This is a genomic window from Streptomyces sp. MAR4 CNX-425 (assembly GCF_048656465.1).
Taxonomy (GTDB): Bacteria; Actinomycetota; Actinomycetes; order Streptomycetales; family Streptomycetaceae; genus Streptomyces.
In genome coordinates, this window is record NZ_JBMDLF010000004.1 from 178215 (window position 1) to 198035 (window position 19821).

The window sequence follows — 19821 nt, forward strand, 5'->3', positions numbered from 1 at the left end:
CTGGAAACTGAAGATCCGTCACCGTGCCGGGCCGGTGGAGCCGCGCACCACCAGCTCCGGCTCGAACAGCAGCTCGTCCGCGGCCACCGGGGCGCCGCCGATCTGCGCCGACAGCAGCTCGACGGCCGCCCGGCCCATCGACTCGATCGGCTGCCGCACGGTCGTCAGCGGCGGCGACGTGCAGTTCATGAACGCCGAGTCGTCGTAGCCCACCACCGACACGTCCCCCGGCACGTCCATGCCGCGCCGCCGCACCGCCCGGATCACCCCGAGCGCGAGCGGGTCGCTGGCGCACACGAAGCCCGTGACGCCGTCCTCCAGCATCCGCGTGGCGGCCGCCTGCCCGCTCTCCAGCGAGTACTGCGCCCGCGCCACCCGGGACGCCGGCAGCTCCAGCCCGGTCTGCCGGGCCAGCTCCTCGCCGGCCGCCAGCTTGCGGGCCGACGGCACGTGGTCGCCGGGGCCCAGCAGCATGCCGATCCGGCGGTGCCCGAGCGAGGCGAGGTGGCGCCACGCCTGCTCGACGGCGACGGCGTCGTCGCAGGAGACGCGGGGGAAGCCCAGGTCCTCGATGGCGGCGTTGATCAGCACCACCGGGATGCGGCGCTCGGCGAGCCTGCGGTAGTGCTCGTGCGGCGCGGCGGACTGGGCGTACTGGCCGCCGGCGAAGACCACGCCGGAGACCTGCTGCTGGAGCAGCAGGTCCACGTACGCGGCCTCGGAGACGCCGTTCTTCGTCTGCGTGCAGAGCACCGGGGTCAGGCCCAGCTGGGCCAGCGCGCCGCCGACCACCTCGCCGAGCGCGGGGAAGATCGGGTTCTGCAGCTCGGGGAGCACCAGCCCGACCAGGCGGGCGCGTTCGCCGCGCAGCTGCGTGGGCCGTTCGTAGCCGAGCACGTCGAGGGCCGACAGCACGGCCTGCCGGGTCGCCTCCGACACCCCGGGCTTGCCGTTCAGCACGCGGCTGACGGTGGCCTCGGAGACCCCCACCTTCTTGGCAACCTCAGCAAGTCGTCGAGTCATGACTGCAAGATTAGCGCAAGAAGCGCAAGCTATTTGCGGCGGGGAGGAGATTCCCGCCGTCGCCGGTCGCCGACGAGTCTCACAGCAGACGTGCCCGGACGGAAGCGGCCGCGCGGAACGCGGGTGGGGTGCCCGGGGTCACCGGGACGGACGGGCCGCGCGGGACGGGGCGTTGGAGAACGGTTAGGCTCACCTTCGTGAGTACGTGCGCGACCGCTTCCGGAGAGCTGGCCGAACCGCTCGCCGGGACCGCGGCCGTAGCGGTGACCTGGCTGCTGGTCGAGCAGCCCGGCCCGTGGGGGAACGAGGCGCTGCCCCAGAGCCACCTCGACCCCGACGTCGGCCGCGCGCTGGAGGAGCGGGCCGCGGGTACCGGCGTGCGCGTCGCCCTCATCCGCCGGCCCGGGCGGCACGCCGACGTCCGCCGCCCCGCCGGCGGCGCCGGCCGGTCCGCGGCCGACGGCGAGCGGTCCGCCGCCGACACCGGCCGGCGCGTGAGCCGCCGGGTCAGCCGCCGGGTCCTCGCCGCCCACACCGCCCCCGGCGGCACCTGGATCCGCGCCACCGAGGTCCGCGACCCCGCGGACCTCGCCGCACTCGACCTCGCCGCCCTCGGCCGCGGCGAGCACGCCGGCTTCGACGCCGCCCTCGGCGCCGGCACGTACCGCGGCGACCCTCCGGTCTTCGTCTGCACCAACGGCCGGCGCGACCGCTGCTGCGCGCTCCTCGGCCGCCCCCTCGCCGCCGCCCTCCACGCCGCCGGGGGCACCGAGACCTGGGAGATCACCCACATCGGGGGCCACCGCTTCTCGCCCACGCTGCTTCTCCTGCCGCACGGCTACGCCTACGGCCGCATGACCCCGCACGGCGTCAAGGAGGTCGTGGAGTCGCTCGCCTCCGGGCTGGTCGTCCCCGGGGGCTGCCGCGGGCGCTCGACCTGGGACCGGCCCGGGCAGGCGGCGGAGCTGGCGGTGCGCCGGGCGACCGGCGACTACGGCGCCGACGTGCTGCGGGTCGTACGCACCGAAGACGGCGCCGGGGACGGTGCCGGGGACGGTGCGGGGGACGGGGACCCGGCCGGGGACGGTGCCGGCTGGCGGGTGACCGTCGCGCACCGCGACGGCCGCCGCTGGGACGTGCCCGTCGCGGCCCGCGCCGCGGCGGTGGCGACGCCGGCGAGCTGCGGCGCCGCGCCGGTGACGCAGACCCACATGGCCGCGGGCGCGCCGCGGGCCCACTGAGCGGGACGGCGGCACGGTCCGTCGCTCGGGCCGAGCGGCTACCCTGGGGCGGGAGTGCGGGGAACAGCTTGGGTTCGAAGAGCGGGTTCGGGGGGTGCCCGCCGCGTCCGGGTCCGTTACGGTTCGCGCTCATGGGCGCAACGTCGACCGCACGCCGCCGCGAGCCCCGCGGCCCCGGCCGGCGGCTCGGCTGGCCGCGGCGGGTCTCGTCGCAGATCCTGCTCATGCAGCTGGCCCTCGCCACCGGCGTCACGCTCCTCGCCGCCGCGCTGTTCCTCGCGCCGTACAGCGCCGAGCTGGACCGGCAGGTGATGCGCCGCGCGCTGGCCATCGCGCAGAGCACCGCCGTCGAACCCGGCCTCGCCGAGGCCCTGCTGACCACCCCCGCCACCCCCGGCGGCCCCGTGCAGCGCCGCGCCGAGCGGATCCGGAAGGCCACCGGCGCCGAGTACGTCGTCGTGCTCGACAACCGCGGCGTGCGCTGGTCCCACACCCGGCCCGGGCGCGTCGGGCACCACGTCTCCACCGACCCGTCCGTCGCCCTGGCCGGCCGCGAGTGGATGGGCATCGACACCGGCACCATGGGCCGCACCGCCCGCGGCAAGGTGCCGCTCCACGACCGGGACGGCCGGATCGTCGGCGCGGTCTCCGTCGGCATCCCGTACGAGGGCGTGCGCGACCGGCTCATCGCCGCCGTGCCCGGCGTGCTCGCGTACGCGGGCGGCGCGCTGGCCGTCGGCGCGCTGGTCGCCTTCGCGCACTCCCGCCGGCTCCAGCGCCGCACCCGCGACCTCGCGTTCTCCGACATATCCGCCCTCCTCGACGAGCGCGAGGCCATGCTGCACGGCATCCGCGAGGGCGTCGTCGCGCTCGACGGCGCCGGGCGGCTGCGGCTGGTCAACGACGAGGCCGCCCGGCTGCTCGGCATCGACCCCGGGCACACCGGCCGGCCGCTGGACGACGTGCTGCGCCCGGGCCGCACCGCGGACGTGCTCGCCGGTCGGGTCGCCGGCTCCGACCTGCTGACCGTCAGCGACGGGCGGGTGCTCGTCGCCAACCGCATGCCCACCGCCGACGGCGGCGCCGTCGCGACGCTCCGCGACCGCACCGAGCTGGAGCAGCTCGGCCGCGAACTCGACTCCACCCGCGGCCTCATCGACGCGCTCCGCGCCCAGGACCACGAGCACGCCAACCACCTGCACATCCTCCTCGGGCTGCTGGAGCTGGGCATGACCGAGGAGGCCGTGGAGTACATCGCCGAGGCGGCCGGCGGGCACCGGGCCACCGCCGAGCAGGTCACCGGCCGGATCCGCGACCCGCTGCTGGCCGCCCTGCTCGTCGGCAAGGCGACCGTCGCCGCGGAGCGGGGCGTGACGCTGGCGCTGACCGGGGAGCTGCCGGACCGGGCGGTCGACCCGCGCGGGCTGGTCACCGTCGTCGGCAACCTCGTCGACAACGCGCTGGACGCGGCGACGGGTTCGCCGTCCCCGCGGGTCGAGGTGGACCTGCGGGCCGACGGCGACACGGTGCGGCTGCGGGTCGCCGACTCCGGGCCCGGGGTGCCGGCGGAGCGGCGGGAGCTGGTCTTCGCCGACGGCTGGACCACCAAGGAGCCCCCCGCGCACGGCAAGCGGGGCATCGGCCTCGCGCTCGTGCGGCGGCTCGCGGAGCGGCAGGGCGGCCGCGCGGAGGTCGGCGAGGGGCCGGGCGGGGGCGCGGAGTTCACCGTCGTGCTGCCGGAGGCGCTGGCGCCGGCCGCCGCCGGGCCCGTACCGGCGCGGCGGCCGTCGCCGCTGTAGCCCTGCGGCCCCGTAGCCGCCCTTACGCCGCGCCCGCCCCGGTCAGCGCCCGGACCTGGGTCTTCGCGTGCCGTACGGGATCGGCGGGCTCCCGGGACGTGACCGTGCCCAGCCAGCCCGCCAGGAAGCCCAGCGGCACCGACACCAGCCCCGGGTTCCGCAGCGGGAAGACCTGGAAGTCCACGCCGGGGAGGAGCGCGTCCGGAGTGCCCGAGACCACCGGGGAGACCGCCACCAGCAGCACCGCCGGGCCGAGCCCGCCGTACAGCGCCCACAGCGCGCCGCGTGCGGTGAAGCGGCGCCAGAAGAGGGCGTAGAGGAGCACCGGCAGGTTCGCCGAGGCCGCGACCGCGAACGCGAGCCCCACCAGGAACGCCACGTTCAGGTCCCGGGCCAGCAGCCCGAGGCCGATGGCGAGCGCCCCGACGACCGCCGCGGCCACCCGCGCCACCGCCACCTCGCCCGGCCCGCCGGCGGCCCCGCTCCGCCCCGTACGGCCCGCGCGGGAGCGGCGCACCGTCGCGTACAGGTCGTGCGCCACCGACGCCGACGAGGCCAGCGTGATCCCCGCGACCACCGCCAGGATCGTCGCGAACGCCACCGCCGCCACCACCGCGAAGAGAACCGTTCCGCCGGTCGAGGCCGCGCCGCCCCCGAGGTCGAGCGCCAGCAGCGGCACCGCCGTGTTGCCCGAGGGGTCGCCGGCGCGCACCGCGGCGCCGCCGACCAGCGCCGCGGCGCCGAAGCCGAGCACGATCGTCATCAGGTAGAAGCCGCCGATCAGCCCGATCGACCAGACCACCGAGCGGCGGGCGGAGGTGGCCGTGGGCACGGTGGAGAAGCGGGCCAGGATGTGCGGCAGGCCCGCGGTGCCGAGGACGAGCGCGACGCCGAGGCTGAGGAAGTCCAGCCGGTCGGCGAGCCCGTCGCCGTACGCCAGGCCGGGCGCCAGGAAGTCGGGGCCGTGGCCGCTGCGTTCGGCCGCGGCGTCGAGCAGCGCGCCGGGGTCGCCGTGGAAGCGCAGCAGCACCAGCGCGGTGAGCGTGGCCGCCCCGGCCAGCAGCAGCACCGCCTTGACGATCTGGATCCAGGTCGTCGCGCGCATCCCGCCGACCACGACGTACGTCACCATCAGCGCGCCGACGCCCGCGACCGCCGCGGTGCGTGCGCCGGTGCCGCTGCCGCCGGCCAGCAGCGCCACCAGGCTGCCCGCCCCGACCATCTGGGCGACGAGGTACAGCACGGAGACCGTCACCGATGACACGCCCGCCGCGAACCGCACCGGCGGGTGGCGCAGCCGGGAGGCGACGACGTCGGCGAGGGTGAACCGGCCGCAGTTGCGTACGAGTTCGGCGACGAGCAGCAGCACGACGAGCCAGGCGACGAGGAAGCCGACGCAGTACAGCACGCCGTCGTAGCCGTAGAGCGCGATGAGGCCGGAGATGCCGAGGAAGGAGGCGGCGGACAGGTAGTCCCCGGAGAGGGCGAAACCGTTCTCCATGGGGCTGAACAGCCGGCCGCCCGCGTAGAACTCCTCCGGCGAGCCGCGCCGCCGCCGGCCCGCCCACAGCGTGATGGCCAGCGTCAGCGCCACGAACGCGCAGAACAGCAGCAGCGCGAGCCTCTGGTGCTCCCCGGTCACCGGCCCGGCTCCCGCGGCGGGACGGGGCGGGCGGCGACGTAGCCGTCGGCGCGGCGGGTGCGCATGGCGATGTCCCAGCGCAGGTCGAGCGCGGCGGGGTCGCGGCGCAGCCGGGCGTGCCGGGCGTACGCCCAGGTGAGCAGGAAGGTGGTCGCGAACTGGCCGAGGCCGGCGAGCAGCGCGACGTTGACCGGGCCGGCGACCTGGCGGCCCATCAGCTCGGGGGCGACGGTGGCCGCGACGACGTACGACAGGTACCAGGCGAGGAACGCGAGCGCGGCCGGCACCACGAAGCGGCGGTACCGGCGGCGCACGCGCCGGAACTCGGGGGCGTCGTGGACGGCGAGGTACACGTCGTCGTCGGACTCGGGGCCCGCGGAGTCCGCGCCGTCGTCCGGCCACGGGTCGTGGGGCGGTGCTGCCGGGGCGCCCTCGGGCCCCTGGGGGTGGTTCACCGGGTGCTCTCCTCGCTCGGCGGGGTTGCCGCCCGCCCAGAATGGGCAGAACGGGGAGATCACGGACGGGTCATTCCCGACCCTTCACACCTTCAGGTGAAGTGCCCCGGCAATCTCCGCTTCGCCGGCGTTCCCTCCCGTACAGACCACCGCGACCCGCTGCCCCGCGAACGCGTCCGCGTGCACGCGCAGCGCCGCGTACGCCGCCGCGCCCGCGCCCTCCGCCAGCGTGTGCGCGTCGCGCATCAGGCTGCCCTGGGCGCGGGTGATGTCCTCGTCGTCGACGAGGAGGAAGTCCGCGAGCCCGACGCGCATCAGCGCCTGCGGCAGGGCGAAGCCGGTGCCGGTGGCCAGCCCCTCGGCGCGGGTGCGGTTGGGGCGGTCCAGCAGACGGCCCGCGCGCCACGACTCGTACGCCGCCGGGGAGGCCGCGGACTGCACCGCGACCACCCGGCAGTCCGGCGCGACCGCCGCGGCCACCAGGCACGCGGCGGCGGCCCCGCTGCCCCCGCCGACCGGGACGAGCACCGCGTCCAGGTCCGGCGCCTGCTCGAACAGCTCCAGGTACGCCGTGGCCACCCCGGCGACGATCTCCGGCTCGTCCGCGGCGCTGACCAGCCGGGCGCCGCGCTCGGCGGCCAGCCGCCCGGCGTACGGGCGGGCCTCGTCGAACGTCGCGCCGTGCTCGACCAGCTCCGCGCCGAGGGCGGTGACGGCGCGCGCCTTGCCGGGGTTGGGGCGCTCCGGCATCACGATCGTGCACGGCGCGCCGTGCCGGGCGGCGGCGTAGGCGAGGGACTGGGCGTGGTTGCCCGTCGAGTAGCCCACGATGCCGCGGGCGCGCTCCGCGTCGGTCATCGAGGCGAGCAGGGCGAGGCCGCCGCGTACCTTGAACGCGCCCGTCGGCTGGGTGTTCTCGTGCTTGACGAACACGGCCGCGGCCGGCCCCCGGTCCAGCGCGGGGTACGACCACAGCGGGGTCGGCGGCAGCACGTCGCGGATCAGCCGGCGGGCGAGCAGGGCGTCGGTGACGGTCGGAATCCTCATGGCACCCCACGCTGGCAGCCGGAGACCGGCGGGTCCAGCGTACGGATCATGCGAAGCCGGGAAGCCGGGAAGCCGGGAAGCCGGGAAGCCGGGAAGCCGGGACGGCCCGGGCCGCCCCGCACCGCCCGCGGGCCTACACCGGGCCCGCCACCGCCGACACCGCCTTCGTCAGCGGCGTCCCCGACCCGTCCCGGCGCGGATCCACCTCCGGCAGCTCCACCGGGGCGCCGGTGCGCCCCGCCGCCCGGGCCGGCACCGGACCCGCCCAGGCGAACGTCAGACAGTCCTCGCCCTTCAGGAACCGCTGGCAGCGCACGCCGCCCGTGGCCCGCCCCTTTCGCGGGAACTGGTCGAACGGCGTCAGCTTCGCCGTCTGCACCCACGCCCCGTCCAGCGCCCCGGTGGAGCCCGCGACCGTCAGCACCGCCGCCTCCACCGCCGGGTCGACCACGTGGAACGCGACCACCGTCGCCCCCGCGGCCAGCTTCACGCCCGCCATGCCGCCCGCCGGCCGCCCCTGCGGCCGCACCTGGCCGGCCGGATAGCGGAGCAGCTGCGCGTCGCTGGTGACGAACACCAGGTCCTCCTCGCCCGTGCGCAGCTCCGCCGCGCCGACGATCCGGTCGCCGTCGCGGAGCGAGACGACCTCCAGCTCCTCCTTGTTCGCCGGGTAGTCCGGGACCACCCGCTTCACCACGCCCTGCGCCGTACCCAGCGCGAGACCCGGCGAGGACTCGTCGAGCGTGGTGAGGCAGACGACCTCCTCGCCGTCCTCCAGCGTCAGGAACTCCGCGACCGCCGCGCCGCCCGACAGGCTCGGCCGGGCCGCCGTCTCCGGCAGCACCGGCAGGTCGATCACCGGCACCCGCAGCAGCCGCCCGGCGGACGTCACCGCCCCGACCTGCGCCCGCGACGTCGTCGGCACGGCGGAGACGACCACGTCGTGCTTGACCCGCTTCGCGGGCGCCGGCTCCCCGAAGGGGTCGCCGTTGGCGGTACGGGCCAGCAGCCCCGTGGAGGACAGCAGCACCCGGCACGGGTCGTCCGACATCTCCAGCGGCACCGCCGCGGCCGGCTCCCCGCCGGCCTCCAGCAGCTCCGTGCGGCGCGCGCTGCCGTACTTCTTCGCCACCGCCGCCAGCTCGCCGGACACCAGCTTGCGCAGCTCGGCGTCGGACTCCAGGATCCGCGTCAGCTCGGCGATCTCGGCGGTCAGCCGGTCCCGTTCGGCCTCCAGCTCCAGCCGGTCGAACTTCGTCAGCCGGCGCAGCGGCGTGTCCAGGATGTACTGCGTCTGGATCTCGGAGAGCGCGAAGTGCCCGATCAGCCGCTCCTTGGCCTGCGCGGCGTTCTCGCTGGCCCGGATGATGCGGATCACCTCGTCGATGTCGAGCAGCGCGACGAGCAGGCCCTCCACCAGGTGCAGCCGGTCGCGGCGCTTGGTGCGCCGGAACTCGCTGCGCCGCCGCACCACCGTGAAGCGGTGGTCGAGGAAGACCTCCAGCAGCTCCTTCAGGCCCAGCGTGAGCGGCTGGCCGTCGACGAGCGCGACGTTGTTGATGCCGAAGGTCTCCTCCATCGGCGTCAGTTTGTAGAGCTGCTCCAGCACCGCCTCGGGGTGGAAGCCGTTCTTGATCTCGAAGACCAGCCGCAGGCCGTGCTCGCGGTCGGTGAGGTCCTTCAGGTCGGCGATGCCCTGGAGCTTCTTCGCCCCGATGAGGTCCTTGACCTTGGCCCTGATCTTCTCCGGGCCGACGGTGAACGGCAGCTCGGTGACGACGATGCCCTTGCGGCGCGCGGAGACCTGCTCCACCGTCGCGGTGGCGCGGATCTTGAAGCTGCCGCGGCCCGTCTCATACGCGTCCCGCACGCCGTCCAGGCCGACGATCCGGCCGCCGGTGGGCAGGTCGGGCCCCGGGACGTGCCGCATGAGGGTGGCCAGGTCGGCGCCCGGGTGCCGGATGAGGTGCCGGGCGGCGGCGATGACCTCGCCGAGGTTGTGCGGCGGCATGTTCGTCGCCATCCCGACCGCGATCCCCGAGGCGCCGTTCACCAGCAGGTTCGGAAACGCGGACGGCAGGGCGACGGGCTCCTGCTCGCTGCCGTCGTAGTTCGCGGTGAAGTCGACGGTGTCCTCGTCGATCGACTCGACCATGAGCGTCGCGGCGGGCGCGGGGCGGCACTCGGTGTAGCGCATGGCCGCGGGCGGGTCGTCGTTGCCGAGGGAGCCGAAGTTTCCGTGGCCGTCGACCAGCGGCAGCCGCATCGAGAACGGCTGCGCCGTGCGCACCAGGGCGTCGTAGATGGCGGAGTCGCCGTGCGGGTGCAGCCGGCCCATCACCTCGCCGACGACGCGCGCGCACTTCACGTACGGCCGGTCGGGGCGCAGGTTCATCTCGTTCATCTGGTGCAGGATGCGCCGGTGTACGGGCTTCAGGCCGTCGCGGGCGTCGGGGAGCGCGCGGGAGTAGATGACCGAGTACGCGTATTCGAGGAAGGAGCCCTGCATCTCGTCCACGACGTCGACGTCGAGGATCCGCTCTTCGAACTCCTCAGGCGGCGGGGCACTGCTTCTGCGGGGGGCCATCTCGGCTGCTGCTCCTCGTCGGCTCGTTCACGGGCGGTCGGCGTGCGCCCCCATTGTGGACCCACGCGCCGACATCGCCGACCGCGACCCGGCGCACGGCCCCCGGCATACAGTGGGGCGCGGCACCGGAGGCAGGTCCGGTGTGCCGCGTACAGCAGCGATCGAAGGGACTCCATGCCCATGGGTCAGACGGCCACCCCGCAGGCCAACTCCGGCGGACTGACACTGGAGGAACACCGCTTGGACAACGGGCTGCGGGTCATCCTCTCCGAGGACCCTCTCACGCCCGTCGCCGCGGTGTGCATCTGGTACGACGTGGGCTCGCGCCACGAGGTCGCCGGCCGCACCGGCCTCGCGCACCTCTTCGAGCACCTCATGTTCCAGGGCTCGGCGCAGGTCTCCGGGAACGGGCACTTCGAGCTGGTGCAGTCGGCCGGCGGCTCGCTCAACGGCACCACCAGCTTCGAGCGCACCAACTACTTCGAGACCATGCCGGCGCACCAGCTGGAGCTGGCGCTGTGGCTGGAGGCCGACCGCATGGGCTCGCTGCTCTCCGCGCTCACCGAGGAGAGCCTGGACAACCAGCGCGACGTGGTGAAGAACGAGCGCCGGCAGCGGTACGACAACGTCCCGTACGGCACCGCGTTCGAGAAGCTCGCCGCGATGACGTACCCCGAGGGGCACCCGTACCACCACACGCCCATCGGCTCGATGGCCGACCTGGACGCCACCTCCCTCGCGGACTGCCAGGAGTTCTTCCGTACGTACTACGCGCCGGGGAACGCCGTCCTCTCCGTCGTCGGCGACATCGACCCCGCGCAGACCCTCGCCTGGGTGGAGAAGTACTTCGGCTCCATTCCCGCGCACGAGGGCAAGCAGCCCCCGCGCGACGGCTCGCTGCCCGACACCCTCGGCGGCGCGCAGCGGGTGCCGCTCGCCGAAGAGGTGCCGTCGCGCGCGCTGATGGCCTCGTACCGGCTGCCCGAGGACGGCACCCGCGAGGCCGACGCCGCGGACCTGGCCCTGACCATCCTCGGCGGCGGCGAGTCCTCCCGGCTCTACAACCGCCTGGTGCGCCGCGACCGGCTCGCGGTCGCGGCCGGGTTCGGGATGCTGCGGCTCGCCGGCGCGCCGTCGCTCGGCTGGCTGGACGCCAAGGCGTCCGGCGGCGTCGAGGTGCCCGCCATCGAGGCCGCCGTCGACGAGGAGCTGGCCCGCTTCGCCGAACAGGGGCCGACGTCCGAGGAGATGGAGCGGGCGCAGGCGCAGCTGGAGCGGGAGTGGCTGGACCGGCTGGCCACGGTCGGCGGCCGGGCGGACGAGTTCTGCCGGTACGCCGTGCTCTTCGGCGACCCGCGGCTGGCGCTCGGGGCCGTCGAGCGGATCCTCGGCGTGACCGCCGCGGAGGTGCAGGCCGTGGCCAAGGCGCGGCTGATCCCGGAGAACCGGGCGGCCCTCGTGTACGAGCCCACCGCACCGGCCACCGATGAAGCAGCCGACGGCGAAGCGGCCGCCGGCCAGAGCGCGAGCACCGAGGAAGACGAGGTTCAGGCGTGACCGCCGAGACGACCAGCACGATGACCTTCCACCCCCGGCCGCAGGGCGGCGAGGCCCGGCCGTGGGCGTTCCCGGCCCCGGACCGCGGCACCCTGGACAACGGGCTCACCGTGCTCACCTGCCACCGCCCCGGCCAGCAGGTCGTCGCCGTCGAGGTGTGCCTCACCGCGCCGCTGGCCGCCGAGCCCGCCGGCCTCGACGGCGTCGCCATGATCATGGCCCGGGCGTTCTCCGAGGGCACCGACCACCACTCCGCCGAGGAGTTCGCCGCCGAGCTGGAGCGCTGCGGCGCCACCATGGACGCGCACGCCGACCACCCCGGCGTCCGGGTCTCCCTGGAGGTGCCCGCCTCCCGGCTGCACCGCGGCCTCACGCTGCTCGCCGACGCGCTGCGGGCGCCCGCCTTCCCGGACGACGAGATCGAGCGGCTGGTCGCCAACCGGCTGGACGAGATCCCGCACGAGCTGGCCAACCCCGGCCGGCGGGCCGCGATGGCGCTGTACGCCGAGCTGTTCGACGCCGGCGACCGCCTCTCCCGCCCCCGCTGGGGCACCGAGGAGTCCGTCGCGCGGATCGACGCCGCCTCCGTACGCGCCTTCTACGCCGCCCACGTCCGGCCGGGCACCGCCACCGTCGTGGTCGTCGGCGACCTGGCCGGCGTCGACGTCTCCGACGCGCTGGCCGGCACCCTCGGCGGCTGGACCGGCGCCGTCGCGGCCGCCCCGGCGCTGCCGCCGGTGACCGCGGACGACACCGGCCGGGTCGTGGTCGTCGACCGCCCCGGGGCGGTCCAGACGCAGGTGCTCATCGGCCGCGTCGGCGCCGACCGGCACGACGCCGTCTGGCCCGCCCAGCTGCTCGGCACGTACTGCCTCGGCGGCACCCTCACCTCGCGCCTGGACGTCGTGCTGCGCGAGGAGAAGGGCTACACCTACGGCGTCCGCGCCTCCGCGCAGGCGCTGCGCTCGCCGGCCGACGGCACCGGCGCCGCGCTGCTGGCCATCGGCGGCTCGGTGGAGACCGACGTGACCGGCCCGGCGCTGGCGGACACCTGGCAGGTGCTGCGCTCGCTGGCCGACGGGCTGACCGACGCCGAGCGGGACGCGGCGGCCGACTTCCTGGTCGGCGTGGCCCCGCTGCGGTACGAGACGTCGGCGGCGGTCGCCGGCACGCTGGCGGACCAGGTCGAGCAGCAGCTCCCCGACGACTACCAGGCCACGCAGTACGCCCGGCTCGCCGCCACCGGCACGGTGGAGGCGACGGCGGCGGTGCTGAGCGCGTTCCCCACGGACCGGCTCGTCACCGTGCTCGTCGGCGACGCGGAGAAGATCGCCGAGCCGGTGCGGGGGCTGGGCATCGGCGAGGTGCGGGTCGTCTCCGGCTGACTTCCGCATTTCCCGGGTTTCCCGGGTTTTCCGGTTTTCCCGTGTCCCGCGGTGGAAAGGGCCCGGCGGATCGGCGGCCGGGCCCTTTCCCGTTCCTGCCGTTATTCGTCAACCGCTGTCATACTGTTTCCCCGGGCGGCGCTGAGGGGCGTGGATGATGCGGTGGGCGCGGTGAGCGGCGGTGTTTCCCAGGCGGTGTGCACGGCGATCCGCGACGACATCGTCTCCGGTTTCTTCGCGCAGGGCGACCGCCTGGCCGAGGAGCACCTCGCCCGCCGGTACGGGGTCTCGCGGGTGCCGGTCCGCGAGGCGCTGCGCACGCTGGAGTCGGAGGGCTTCGTCACGACCGAGCGGCACGTCGGCGCCTGCGTCGCCGAGCCCACCGCGCAGGACGCCGCCGACCTGCTGGAGATACGCGCCCTGCTGGAGCCGCTGGGCGCCGCCCGCGCCGCCCAGCGGCGCACGGAGGCCCATCTGCGGGTGCTGCACGGCCTCGTCCGGCTCGGCCGGGAGCGGGCCCGGCGCGGGCACGTCGCGGAGCTGCCGTCGCTGAGCACGTGGTTCCACGAGACGCTGGCCCAGGCCACCGGCAGCCGGAACCTCGCCGCGCTGCTGGTGCAGCTGCGGCGGAAGGTGTCCTGGCTCTACGGCGCCTCCCCGGCGGCCCGGTCGGTGGAGTCGTGGGACGAGCACGGCGCGATCGCCGACGCCGTCGCGCGCGGTGACGCGGAGCGGGCCGGAGCGCTGGCCGTGGCGCACGTCGAGCGCTCCACGGGCGCGTACGAATTGCGCCGGACCGTGCGGCGCGTGAGTTCCCGGAAACATGCCGTAAACACGGGAGGCGATCAGCCGTAACAATTGCGTGCCGCGGAAATCCGGCGGGCCGGTGAATTGCCGGTCCCGGGGAAAAGCGATCGTCGGTTACCGGCCATTTCGGCCGGACGGGGCGATCCGGCCGCCCGGAGCCGCGCGGCCGGCTCAGACCGTCTCGGGCAGCTCGTCCAGGCCCTCCTGGACCAGCTTCGCCAGCCGGTCCAGCGCGACGTCGGAGGCGTCGTCCGCGGAGGCGAGGATGATCTCGTCGCCGCCCTTGGCGCCCAGCCCCAGCACGGCCAGCATCGAGGCGGCGTTCACGGCGTTGCCGTCGGCCGCCTTCGCGATCGTCACCGGGACGCCGGCGGCGGTGGCCGCCCGCACGAAGATCGACGCGGGGCGGGCGTGCAGCCCTTCGTTCCAGCCGACGGTGACGCGGCGCTCAGCCATGGTGGTGCCCTTTCGTGCGTGAGTTGTCTAGACCATTCTTGCACGCGCGCCGAGCCGCCCGGCTCCGCGGTCACCTCAGACTGCCCTGCCGCGCCCGCTCCCGCCAGCCTGCCCGGACCGTAACCTGGGCCCCATGGGCACCCCGTCGGCAGTCGAGTACCCCACCCACTGGGAGGCCGACGTCGTCCTGCGCGACGGCGGCACCGCAGAGGTCCGGCCCATCGTCCCGGACGACGCCGACCGCCTCGTCGCGTTCTTCGACCGGGTCTCCGACGAGTCCAAGTACCTGCGCTTCTTCGCCCCCCACCCCCGGCTGTCCGCCCGGGACGTGCACCGCTTCACCCACCACGACTACGTCGACCGGGTGGGCCTGGCCGCCGTCGTCGGCGACGCCTTCATCGCCACCGTGCGCTACGACCGCATCGAGCCAACCGCGATGGGGTCTCCCCAGGCCCGCCAGGGCCGAGGGGACGGCTCGCCGCAGGCCGAGGTGGCGTTCCTCGTCCAGGACGACCAGCAGGGCCGCGGCGTCGCCTCCGCGCTGCTGGAGCACATCGCCGCCTGCGCCCGCGAGCGCGGCGTGCGCCGCTTCGTCGCCGACGTGCTGCCCGCCAACAGCCGCATGATGAAGGTGTTCACCGACGCCGGCTACACCCAGAAGCGCAGCTTCGAGGACGGCGTCGTCCGGCTGGAGTTCGAGCTGGAGCCCACCGAGCGGTCGCTGGCCGTGATGCACGCCCGCGAGCAGCGCGCCGAGGCCCGGTCCGTACGCCGCCTGCTGGCCCCGCGCTCCGTCGCCGTCGTCGGCGTCGGCCGCCGCCCGGGCGGCGTCGGCCGTACGGTCCTCGCCAACCTCCTCGCCGCCGGCTTCACCGGCCGCGTCTACGCCGTCAACCACGCGTACCCCGGGGACCGGGACCGGCTCCTGCCCGAGGACGTCCCCGCCCGCCGCTCCGTCCGGGACATCGACGAGCCCGTCGACCTCGCCGTCGTCGCCGTGCCCGCCGACCGCGTCCCCGACGTCGTCGACGACTGCGGCGAGCAGGGCGTGCAGGGGCTCGTCGTGCTCTCCTCGGGCTACGCCGAGGCCGGCGCCGAAGGCCGCGCCCGCCAGCGCGACCTGGTACGGCAGGCGCGCGGCCACGGCATGCGCGTCATCGGCCCCAACGCCTTCGGCGTCCTCAACACCGCCCCGCCCGTACGCCTGAACGCCACCCTCGCCCCCGAGCCCGCCGGCGCCGGCCGCGTCGGGGTCTTCACCCAGTCCGGCGCCATCGGCATCGCGCTGCTGTCCGGGCTGCACCGGCGGCCGGGCGGGGCGCTCGCCGGGGTGTCCACGTTCGTCTCCGCGGGCAACCGCGCGGACGTCTCCGGCAACGACCTCCTGCAGTACTGGCACGACGACGCCGCCACCGACGTCGTCCTCATGTACCTCGAATCCCTCGGCAACCCGCGCAAGTTCACCCGCCTCGCCCGCCGCACCTCGGCCGACAAGCCGGTCGTGGTCGTCAAGGGCGCCCGGCACAGCGCCAGCACGCCGCCCGGCCACGCCGTGCCCGGCACGTCGGTGCCCGCCGACACGGTCGGCGCGCTGCTGCGCCAGGCCGGCGTCGTCGCCGTCGACACCGTCACCGAACTCGTCGACACCGGGCTGCTGCTCGCCGCCCAGCCGCTGCCCGCGGGCCCGCGCGTCGCGATCGTCGGCAACTCCGACTCCCTCGGCCTCCTCGCGTACGACGCCTGCCGCGCGGCCGGGCTCCGCCCACTGCCCCCGCGCGACCTGACCGCCGCGGCGGCGCCGGAGGACTTCCGGGCGGCGGTCGCGGCGGCGCTGGGGGAGGAGGGCTGCGACGCGGTGCTGGTGACGGCGATCCCGTGGGTCGCCGACCCCGACGTGCCGGCGCTCGCGGCGGTCCCGGGCCCCCAGGACGCGGGCGCCCTCGCGGCCGCGCTGCGCGCGGCGGCGGACGGCGCGACGAAGCCGGTGGCCGTCGTCCACCTGGAGATCGAGGGCCTGCCGGAGGCCCTGGCGGCCCCGCCGGACGGCATCCCGGCGTACCCGGCGGGGGAGCGCGCGGCCCGGGCGCTGGCCCAGGCGGTACGGCACGCCCAGTGGCGCCGCCGCGCGGCGGACCCGGGGCGGGTGCCGGAGTACGACGACCTGGACCCGGCGGGGGCGGCGGCGGACATCGCGGCGCTGCTCGGCGAGCGGACCCCGGCGGCGGTCGCCGACGACGGGGTGCCGCCGGACTGGGCGCCGGGCGGGGCGCGGCGGGTACCGGCGGGCGGACCGGGCGCGGGCGCCGGGCCCGCGGAGGCGCGTACGGCCCGGCCGCCCGCCCCGTACGCGGAGGACGTCCCCCTCGACGTACCGGAGCCGGACGCGGCGCGCGTGCTGGGCCGGTACGGCATCACCGTCCTGCCCGTGCTGCCCGCCCCCGACCCGGACGCCGCCGCGGCCGCCGCCGCCCGGCTCGGCTACCCCGTCGCGCTCAAGACCACCGCCGTCCACCTGCGGCACCGCCCCGACCTCGGCGGCGTCCGGCTCGACCTGGCCGGCGAGGAGCAGCTGCGCCTCGCCCACGCCGAGCTGACCGGCACCCTCGGCGACGCGGCCGAGCTGCAACCGGTGGTGCAGGCCATGGCGCCGCGCGGCGTCGACACCGTCGTACGGGCCACCGTCGACCCCGGCGTCGGCGCGGTGCTGTCCTTCGGGCTGTCCGGCGCGCCCTCCGAGCTGCTCGGCGACCTCGCGCACCGCCTCGTGCCGGCCACCGACCGGGACGCCGCCGAGCTGATCCGCGCCGTCCGGGGCGCCCCGGTGCTCTTCGGCTGGCGCGGGGCGCAGCCGGTGGACACGGCGGCGCTGGAGGAGCTGCTGCTGCGGCTGTCGCTCTTCGTCGACGAGCACCCCGAGGTGGTCTCGGTCGAGCTGTCCCCGGCCGTGGTGGCCCCGCGGGGCGTCAGCGTCCTGTCCGCCGCCCTGCGCCTGGCCCCGCCCCCGCCCCGCGTCGACCTCGGCGCCCGCCGGATGCCCCGCTACTGACCCGGGCCGGTGCCCGGGCGCGGGGCCGCGGGCGGCTGCCGCGGCGCTCGCCGTCGCGGGCCGGGCGCGGGTCTCCGGGCCGTAGGATGGGCGCATGGCTAAGACCGGGACCGCTACCAAGGGGCTGCGCGCGGCGATCGAGCGCAGCGGCTACTACCCCGCCCTCGTGGCGGAGGCGGTGGAGGCCGCCGTAGGCGGGGAGCCGGTATTCGCGTACCTGGTCCACCAGGAGACGACGTTCGACGCCAACGAGGTCCGGCGGCACGTCACCGTGCTCGTGCTCACCGACAGCCGCTTCATCGTCAGCCACACCGACGAGCAGGCCGCCGACACCACCTCCCCGACGCCCTACGCCACCACCTCCACCGAGTCCGTCAAGCTCGCCCGCATCTCCTCCGTCGTCCTCAGCCGCGTCGTCGGCAACCCCGAGTCGTACACCCCCGGCACGCTGCCCCGCGAGGTCGTGCTGACCGTCGGCTGGGGCGCCGTCAGCCGCCTCGACATGGAGCCCGCCACCTGCGGCGACCCCAACTGCGACGCCGACCACGGGTACACCGGCTCGGCCACCGCCGACGACCTCAGCCTGCGCGTCAGCGAGGCCGGCGACGGCCCCGAGACCGTACGGCAGGCCCTGGACTTCGCCCAGGCGCTCTCCGAGGCCACCGCCGCCGGCCCCGAAGCCTGATGGCGGCCACGGGGGGGACGCGGGGGTACGGGACACCGGGCGACGGCACCCCCGCCGCCGGCGCCGCCTGGCCCGCGCCGCTCGACCCCGCCGCCGCCCCCGCCCCCCGCTACGGCACCGGCTCCCTCGCCGACCTGCTCCCCACCGCCGCCGCCGGCCTCGGCGTCCCCGGCTTCGCACCCACCCTCGCCGGCGTCGAGCCGGCCGACCGCGTCTGCGTGTTCCTCATCGACGGCCTCGGCTGGGAGCAGCTGCTCGCCCACCCCGAGGACGCCCCCTTCCTGCACTCCCTGGCCACCGGCGAGCCGCTGACCGCCGGCTTCCCCGCCACCACCGCGACCTCCCTCGCCTCCGTCGGCACCGGCCTGCCCCCCGGCGCCCACGGCCTGTCCGGCTACACGGTCCTCGACCCCGGGACCGGCGAGCTGATGAACCAGCTGCGCTGGCACCCCTGGACGGATCCGCACCGGTGGCAGCCGTACCCCACGGTCTTCCAGCTCGCCCACGACGCGGGGGTGCACACCGCGCAGGTCTCCTCGCCCGCCTTCGAGACCACCCCGCTGACGGCGGTTGCGCTCAGCGGCGGCACCTTCCACGGCCGGCTGTCGGGGGAGGAGCGCATGGACCTCGCCGCGGGCCAGCTCGCCGCCGCCGACCGCACCCTGGTCTACACGTACTACAGCGAGGTCGACGGCAACGGCCACCGGCACGGCGTCGACTCCGACGCCTGGCGCGGCCAGCTCGGCTACGCCGACCGCCTCGCCCGCCGCCTCGCCGAGCAACTGCCGCCGCGCGCCGCGCTCTACGTCACCGCCGATCACGGCATGGTCGACATCCCCTTCACCGAGGACGCCCGCTACGACGTCGACGAGGACTGGGAGCTGCGTGCCGGCGTCCGGCTCCTCGGCGGCGAGGGCCGCGCCCGGCACGTGTACGCCGTCCCCGGCGCCGCCGGCGACGTGCTCGCCGTCTGGCGCGAGGTGCTGGGCGAGCGCGCCTGGGTGGCGGGCCGCGACGAGGCCGTCGAGCTGGGGTGGTTCGGCCCGAAGGTCGACGAGCGGGTGCGGGACCGGCTCGGGGACGTCATCGCCGCCGCGGCCGACGACATCGCGATCGTCGCCACCCGCACCGAGCCCAAGGAGTCCGCGCTCGCCGGCATGCACGGCTCGCTGACCCCGGCGGAACAGCTGGTCCCGCTGCTCTCCGTACGCTCCTGAGCCGCCCGCGCCGCTGCGCCCCCTGCGCCCGTACGCCCGGCACCGCGGCCCGCCCGCCGGTGCCGCCTCGCGCACCCACGCGCCCGGTGCGCACCCTTGCGCGCGCGGGGCTCCCCGCGCACCCCGGGCCCGCCTACCGCGCCGAGCGCACCACCGTGAACCGCGCGCCCTCCGGGTCCGCGATCTCCGCCAGCCGCCCCGCCGGCGTCCCGTGCGGGTCCCGCACCCCCCGCCCGCCCAGCTCCTCCGCCCGCGCCACCGCGGCGTCCACGTCGGCGACCTCGAAGTGCGTCGTCCAGCGCGGCCCCGTCTCGCGCAGCGTCTCCTCGCCGGCGCCGCAGACCGACGCCACGGCCCGGCCCTGGACGTACAGCGTCACGACGTCGCCCGCCGTGCGCACCTCGTAGCCGAAGACCTGCTCGTAGAACTTCGCGAGCACCGCCGGCTCCGCCACCAGCAGGTCGTTCCACACCGGCGTGCCCGGCCGGCCGTGCCGCTCCACCCCGGAGTGCCGCCGCGGCTGCCACAGCCCGAACACCGCCCCGGCCGGGTCCGAGCAGATCGCCTTCCGCCCCGCCGGGTCCGCGTCCAGCGGCCCGACCCCCACCGTCCCGCCGCAGCAGCGCACCTGCTCGGTGGCGGCGTCGGCGTCGTCCGTGGCGAGGTACGGGGTCCAGGCGACCGGCAGCCTGCGGTCCGGCGCCATCGCCCCGATCCCGGCGACCTGGCCGCCGTCCAGCCGCGCCAGCCGGTACGTGCCCAGCGTGGGCGGGCCGTCCTCGAAGATCCAGCCGAACAGGCCCCGGTAGAAGTCCTCGGTGGTGTCCAGCCGGTGCACCAGCAGGCTCACCCAGCACGGTGTGCCCGGCGCGCT

Annotated in this window: 15 protein-coding genes; 8 read left to right on the forward strand and 7 right to left on the reverse strand. The window is 76.2% G+C overall.

Annotated features, from left to right (window positions below):
* Positions 1-18: 18 nt before the first annotated feature.
* Positions 19-1023 (reverse strand): LacI family DNA-binding transcriptional regulator, encoded by a 1005-nt coding sequence (locus ACHZ99_RS13825; protein ID WP_420304828.1) that lies wholly within the window; start codon positions 1021-1023, stop codon positions 19-21.
* A gap of 197 nt (positions 1024-1220) precedes the next feature.
* Between ACHZ99_RS13825 and ACHZ99_RS13830 the strand changes: the two genes are divergently transcribed.
* Complete coding sequence (locus tag ACHZ99_RS13830) at positions 1221-2264, forward strand: sucrase ferredoxin (protein WP_420304829.1); 1044 nt, start codon at positions 1221-1223, stop codon at positions 2262-2264.
* 131 nt (positions 2265-2395) lie between these two features.
* On the forward strand, positions 2396-4063 hold the full coding sequence (locus tag ACHZ99_RS13835; protein ID WP_420304830.1) for an ATP-binding protein: 1668 nt from the start codon (positions 2396-2398) through the stop codon (positions 4061-4063).
* 22 nt (positions 4064-4085) lie between these two features.
* Here the strand turns inward: ACHZ99_RS13835 and ACHZ99_RS13840 are convergent, their stop codons facing one another.
* From ACHZ99_RS13840 to ACHZ99_RS13855, 4 genes are all read right to left on the reverse strand, one after another.
* Positions 4086-5705 (reverse strand): cation acetate symporter, encoded by a 1620-nt coding sequence (locus tag ACHZ99_RS13840; protein ID WP_420304831.1) that lies wholly within the window; start codon positions 5703-5705, stop codon positions 4086-4088.
* Complete coding sequence (locus ACHZ99_RS13845; RefSeq protein WP_420304832.1) at positions 5702-6160, reverse strand: DUF485 domain-containing protein; 459 nt, start codon at positions 6158-6160, stop codon at positions 5702-5704. The genes ACHZ99_RS13840 and ACHZ99_RS13845 overlap by 4 nt, the downstream gene beginning before the upstream one ends.
* Before the next feature lie 84 nt (positions 6161-6244).
* Complete coding sequence (locus ACHZ99_RS13850) at positions 6245-7207, reverse strand: threonine ammonia-lyase (protein WP_420304833.1); 963 nt, start codon at positions 7205-7207, stop codon at positions 6245-6247.
* Positions 7208-7340: 133 nt separating this feature from the next.
* A complete protein-coding gene (locus ACHZ99_RS13855) occupies positions 7341-9794 on the reverse strand; it encodes a DNA gyrase/topoisomerase IV subunit A (RefSeq protein ID WP_420304834.1) in 2454 nt (817 codons plus the stop codon).
* 180 nt (positions 9795-9974) lie between these two features.
* Between ACHZ99_RS13855 and ACHZ99_RS13860 the strand changes: the two genes are divergently transcribed.
* The 3 genes from ACHZ99_RS13860 (at position 9975) to ACHZ99_RS13870 (ending at position 13591) form a co-directional block, all read left to right on the forward strand.
* On the forward strand, positions 9975-11351 hold the full coding sequence (locus ACHZ99_RS13860) for a M16 family metallopeptidase (protein WP_420304835.1): 1377 nt from the start codon (positions 9975-9977) through the stop codon (positions 11349-11351).
* Positions 11352-11371: 20 nt separating this feature from the next.
* Positions 11372-12736, forward strand: coding sequence for a M16 family metallopeptidase (locus tag ACHZ99_RS13865; protein ID WP_420305204.1), 1365 nt, complete (start codon positions 11372-11374; stop codon positions 12734-12736).
* Between the two features lie 162 nt (positions 12737-12898).
* The gene (locus tag ACHZ99_RS13870) at positions 12899-13591 is read left to right on the forward strand and encodes a GntR family transcriptional regulator (RefSeq protein ID WP_420305205.1); all 693 of its coding nucleotides are present in this window, start codon (positions 12899-12901) and stop codon (positions 13589-13591) included.
* 123 nt (positions 13592-13714) lie between these two features.
* On the opposite strand, the gene ACHZ99_RS13875 is transcribed toward ACHZ99_RS13870, so the two are convergent.
* Entirely contained in the window at positions 13715-13999 is a 285-nt protein-coding gene (locus ACHZ99_RS13875; RefSeq protein ID WP_420304836.1) for an HPr family phosphocarrier protein, read from the reverse strand.
* Between the two features lie 133 nt (positions 14000-14132).
* Between ACHZ99_RS13875 and ACHZ99_RS13880 the strand changes: the two genes are divergently transcribed.
* From ACHZ99_RS13880 to ACHZ99_RS13890, 3 genes are all read left to right on the forward strand, one after another.
* On the forward strand, positions 14133-17045 hold the full coding sequence (locus ACHZ99_RS13880) for a GNAT family N-acetyltransferase (protein WP_420304837.1): 2913 nt from the start codon (positions 14133-14135) through the stop codon (positions 17043-17045).
* 94 nt (positions 17046-17139) lie between these two features.
* Positions 17140-17730 (forward strand): DUF5998 family protein, encoded by a 591-nt coding sequence (locus tag ACHZ99_RS13885; protein ID WP_420304838.1) that lies wholly within the window; start codon positions 17140-17142, stop codon positions 17728-17730.
* On the forward strand, positions 17730-18947 hold the full coding sequence (locus tag ACHZ99_RS13890; protein ID WP_420304839.1) for an alkaline phosphatase family protein: 1218 nt from the start codon (positions 17730-17732) through the stop codon (positions 18945-18947). Before ACHZ99_RS13885 ends, ACHZ99_RS13890 begins: the two co-directional genes overlap by 1 nt.
* Before the next feature lie 133 nt (positions 18948-19080).
* Here the strand turns inward: ACHZ99_RS13890 and ACHZ99_RS13895 are convergent, their stop codons facing one another.
* Positions 19081-19797: a VOC family protein gene (locus ACHZ99_RS13895; RefSeq protein WP_420304840.1), complete on the reverse strand. Its 717-nt coding sequence runs from the start codon at positions 19795-19797 to the stop codon at positions 19081-19083.
* Between the last annotated feature and the right edge of the window lie 24 nt (positions 19798-19821).

Bases quoted from the DNA above. Each gene is read 5' to 3' on its own strand.
- ACHZ99_RS13860 (WP_420304835.1), top strand. From the start codon at position 9,975: ATGGGTCAGACGGCCACCCCGCAGGCCAACTCCGGCGGACTGACACTG.
- ACHZ99_RS13875 (WP_420304836.1), bottom strand. From the start codon at position 13,999: ATGGCTGAGCGCCGCGTCACCGTCGGCTGGAACGAAGGGCTGCACGCC.
- ACHZ99_RS13855 (WP_420304834.1), bottom strand. From the start codon at position 9,794: ATGGCCCCCCGCAGAAGCAGTGCCCCGCCGCCTGAGGAGTTCGAAGAG.
- ACHZ99_RS13825 (WP_420304828.1), bottom strand. From the start codon at position 1,023: ATGACTCGACGACTTGCTGAGGTTGCCAAGAAGGTGGGGGTCTCCGAG.
- ACHZ99_RS13885 (WP_420304838.1), top strand. From the start codon at position 17,140: ATGGCTAAGACCGGGACCGCTACCAAGGGGCTGCGCGCGGCGATCGAG.
- ACHZ99_RS13890 (WP_420304839.1), top strand. From the start codon at position 17,730: ATGGCGGCCACGGGGGGGACGCGGGGGTACGGGACACCGGGCGACGGC.
- ACHZ99_RS13835 (WP_420304830.1), top strand. From the start codon at position 2,396: ATGGGCGCAACGTCGACCGCACGCCGCCGCGAGCCCCGCGGCCCCGGC.
- ACHZ99_RS13865 (WP_420305204.1), top strand. From the start codon at position 11,372: ATGACCTTCCACCCCCGGCCGCAGGGCGGCGAGGCCCGGCCGTGGGCG.
- ACHZ99_RS13880 (WP_420304837.1), top strand. From the start codon at position 14,133: ATGGGCACCCCGTCGGCAGTCGAGTACCCCACCCACTGGGAGGCCGAC.
- ACHZ99_RS13850 (WP_420304833.1), bottom strand. From the start codon at position 7,207: ATGAGGATTCCGACCGTCACCGACGCCCTGCTCGCCCGCCGGCTGATC.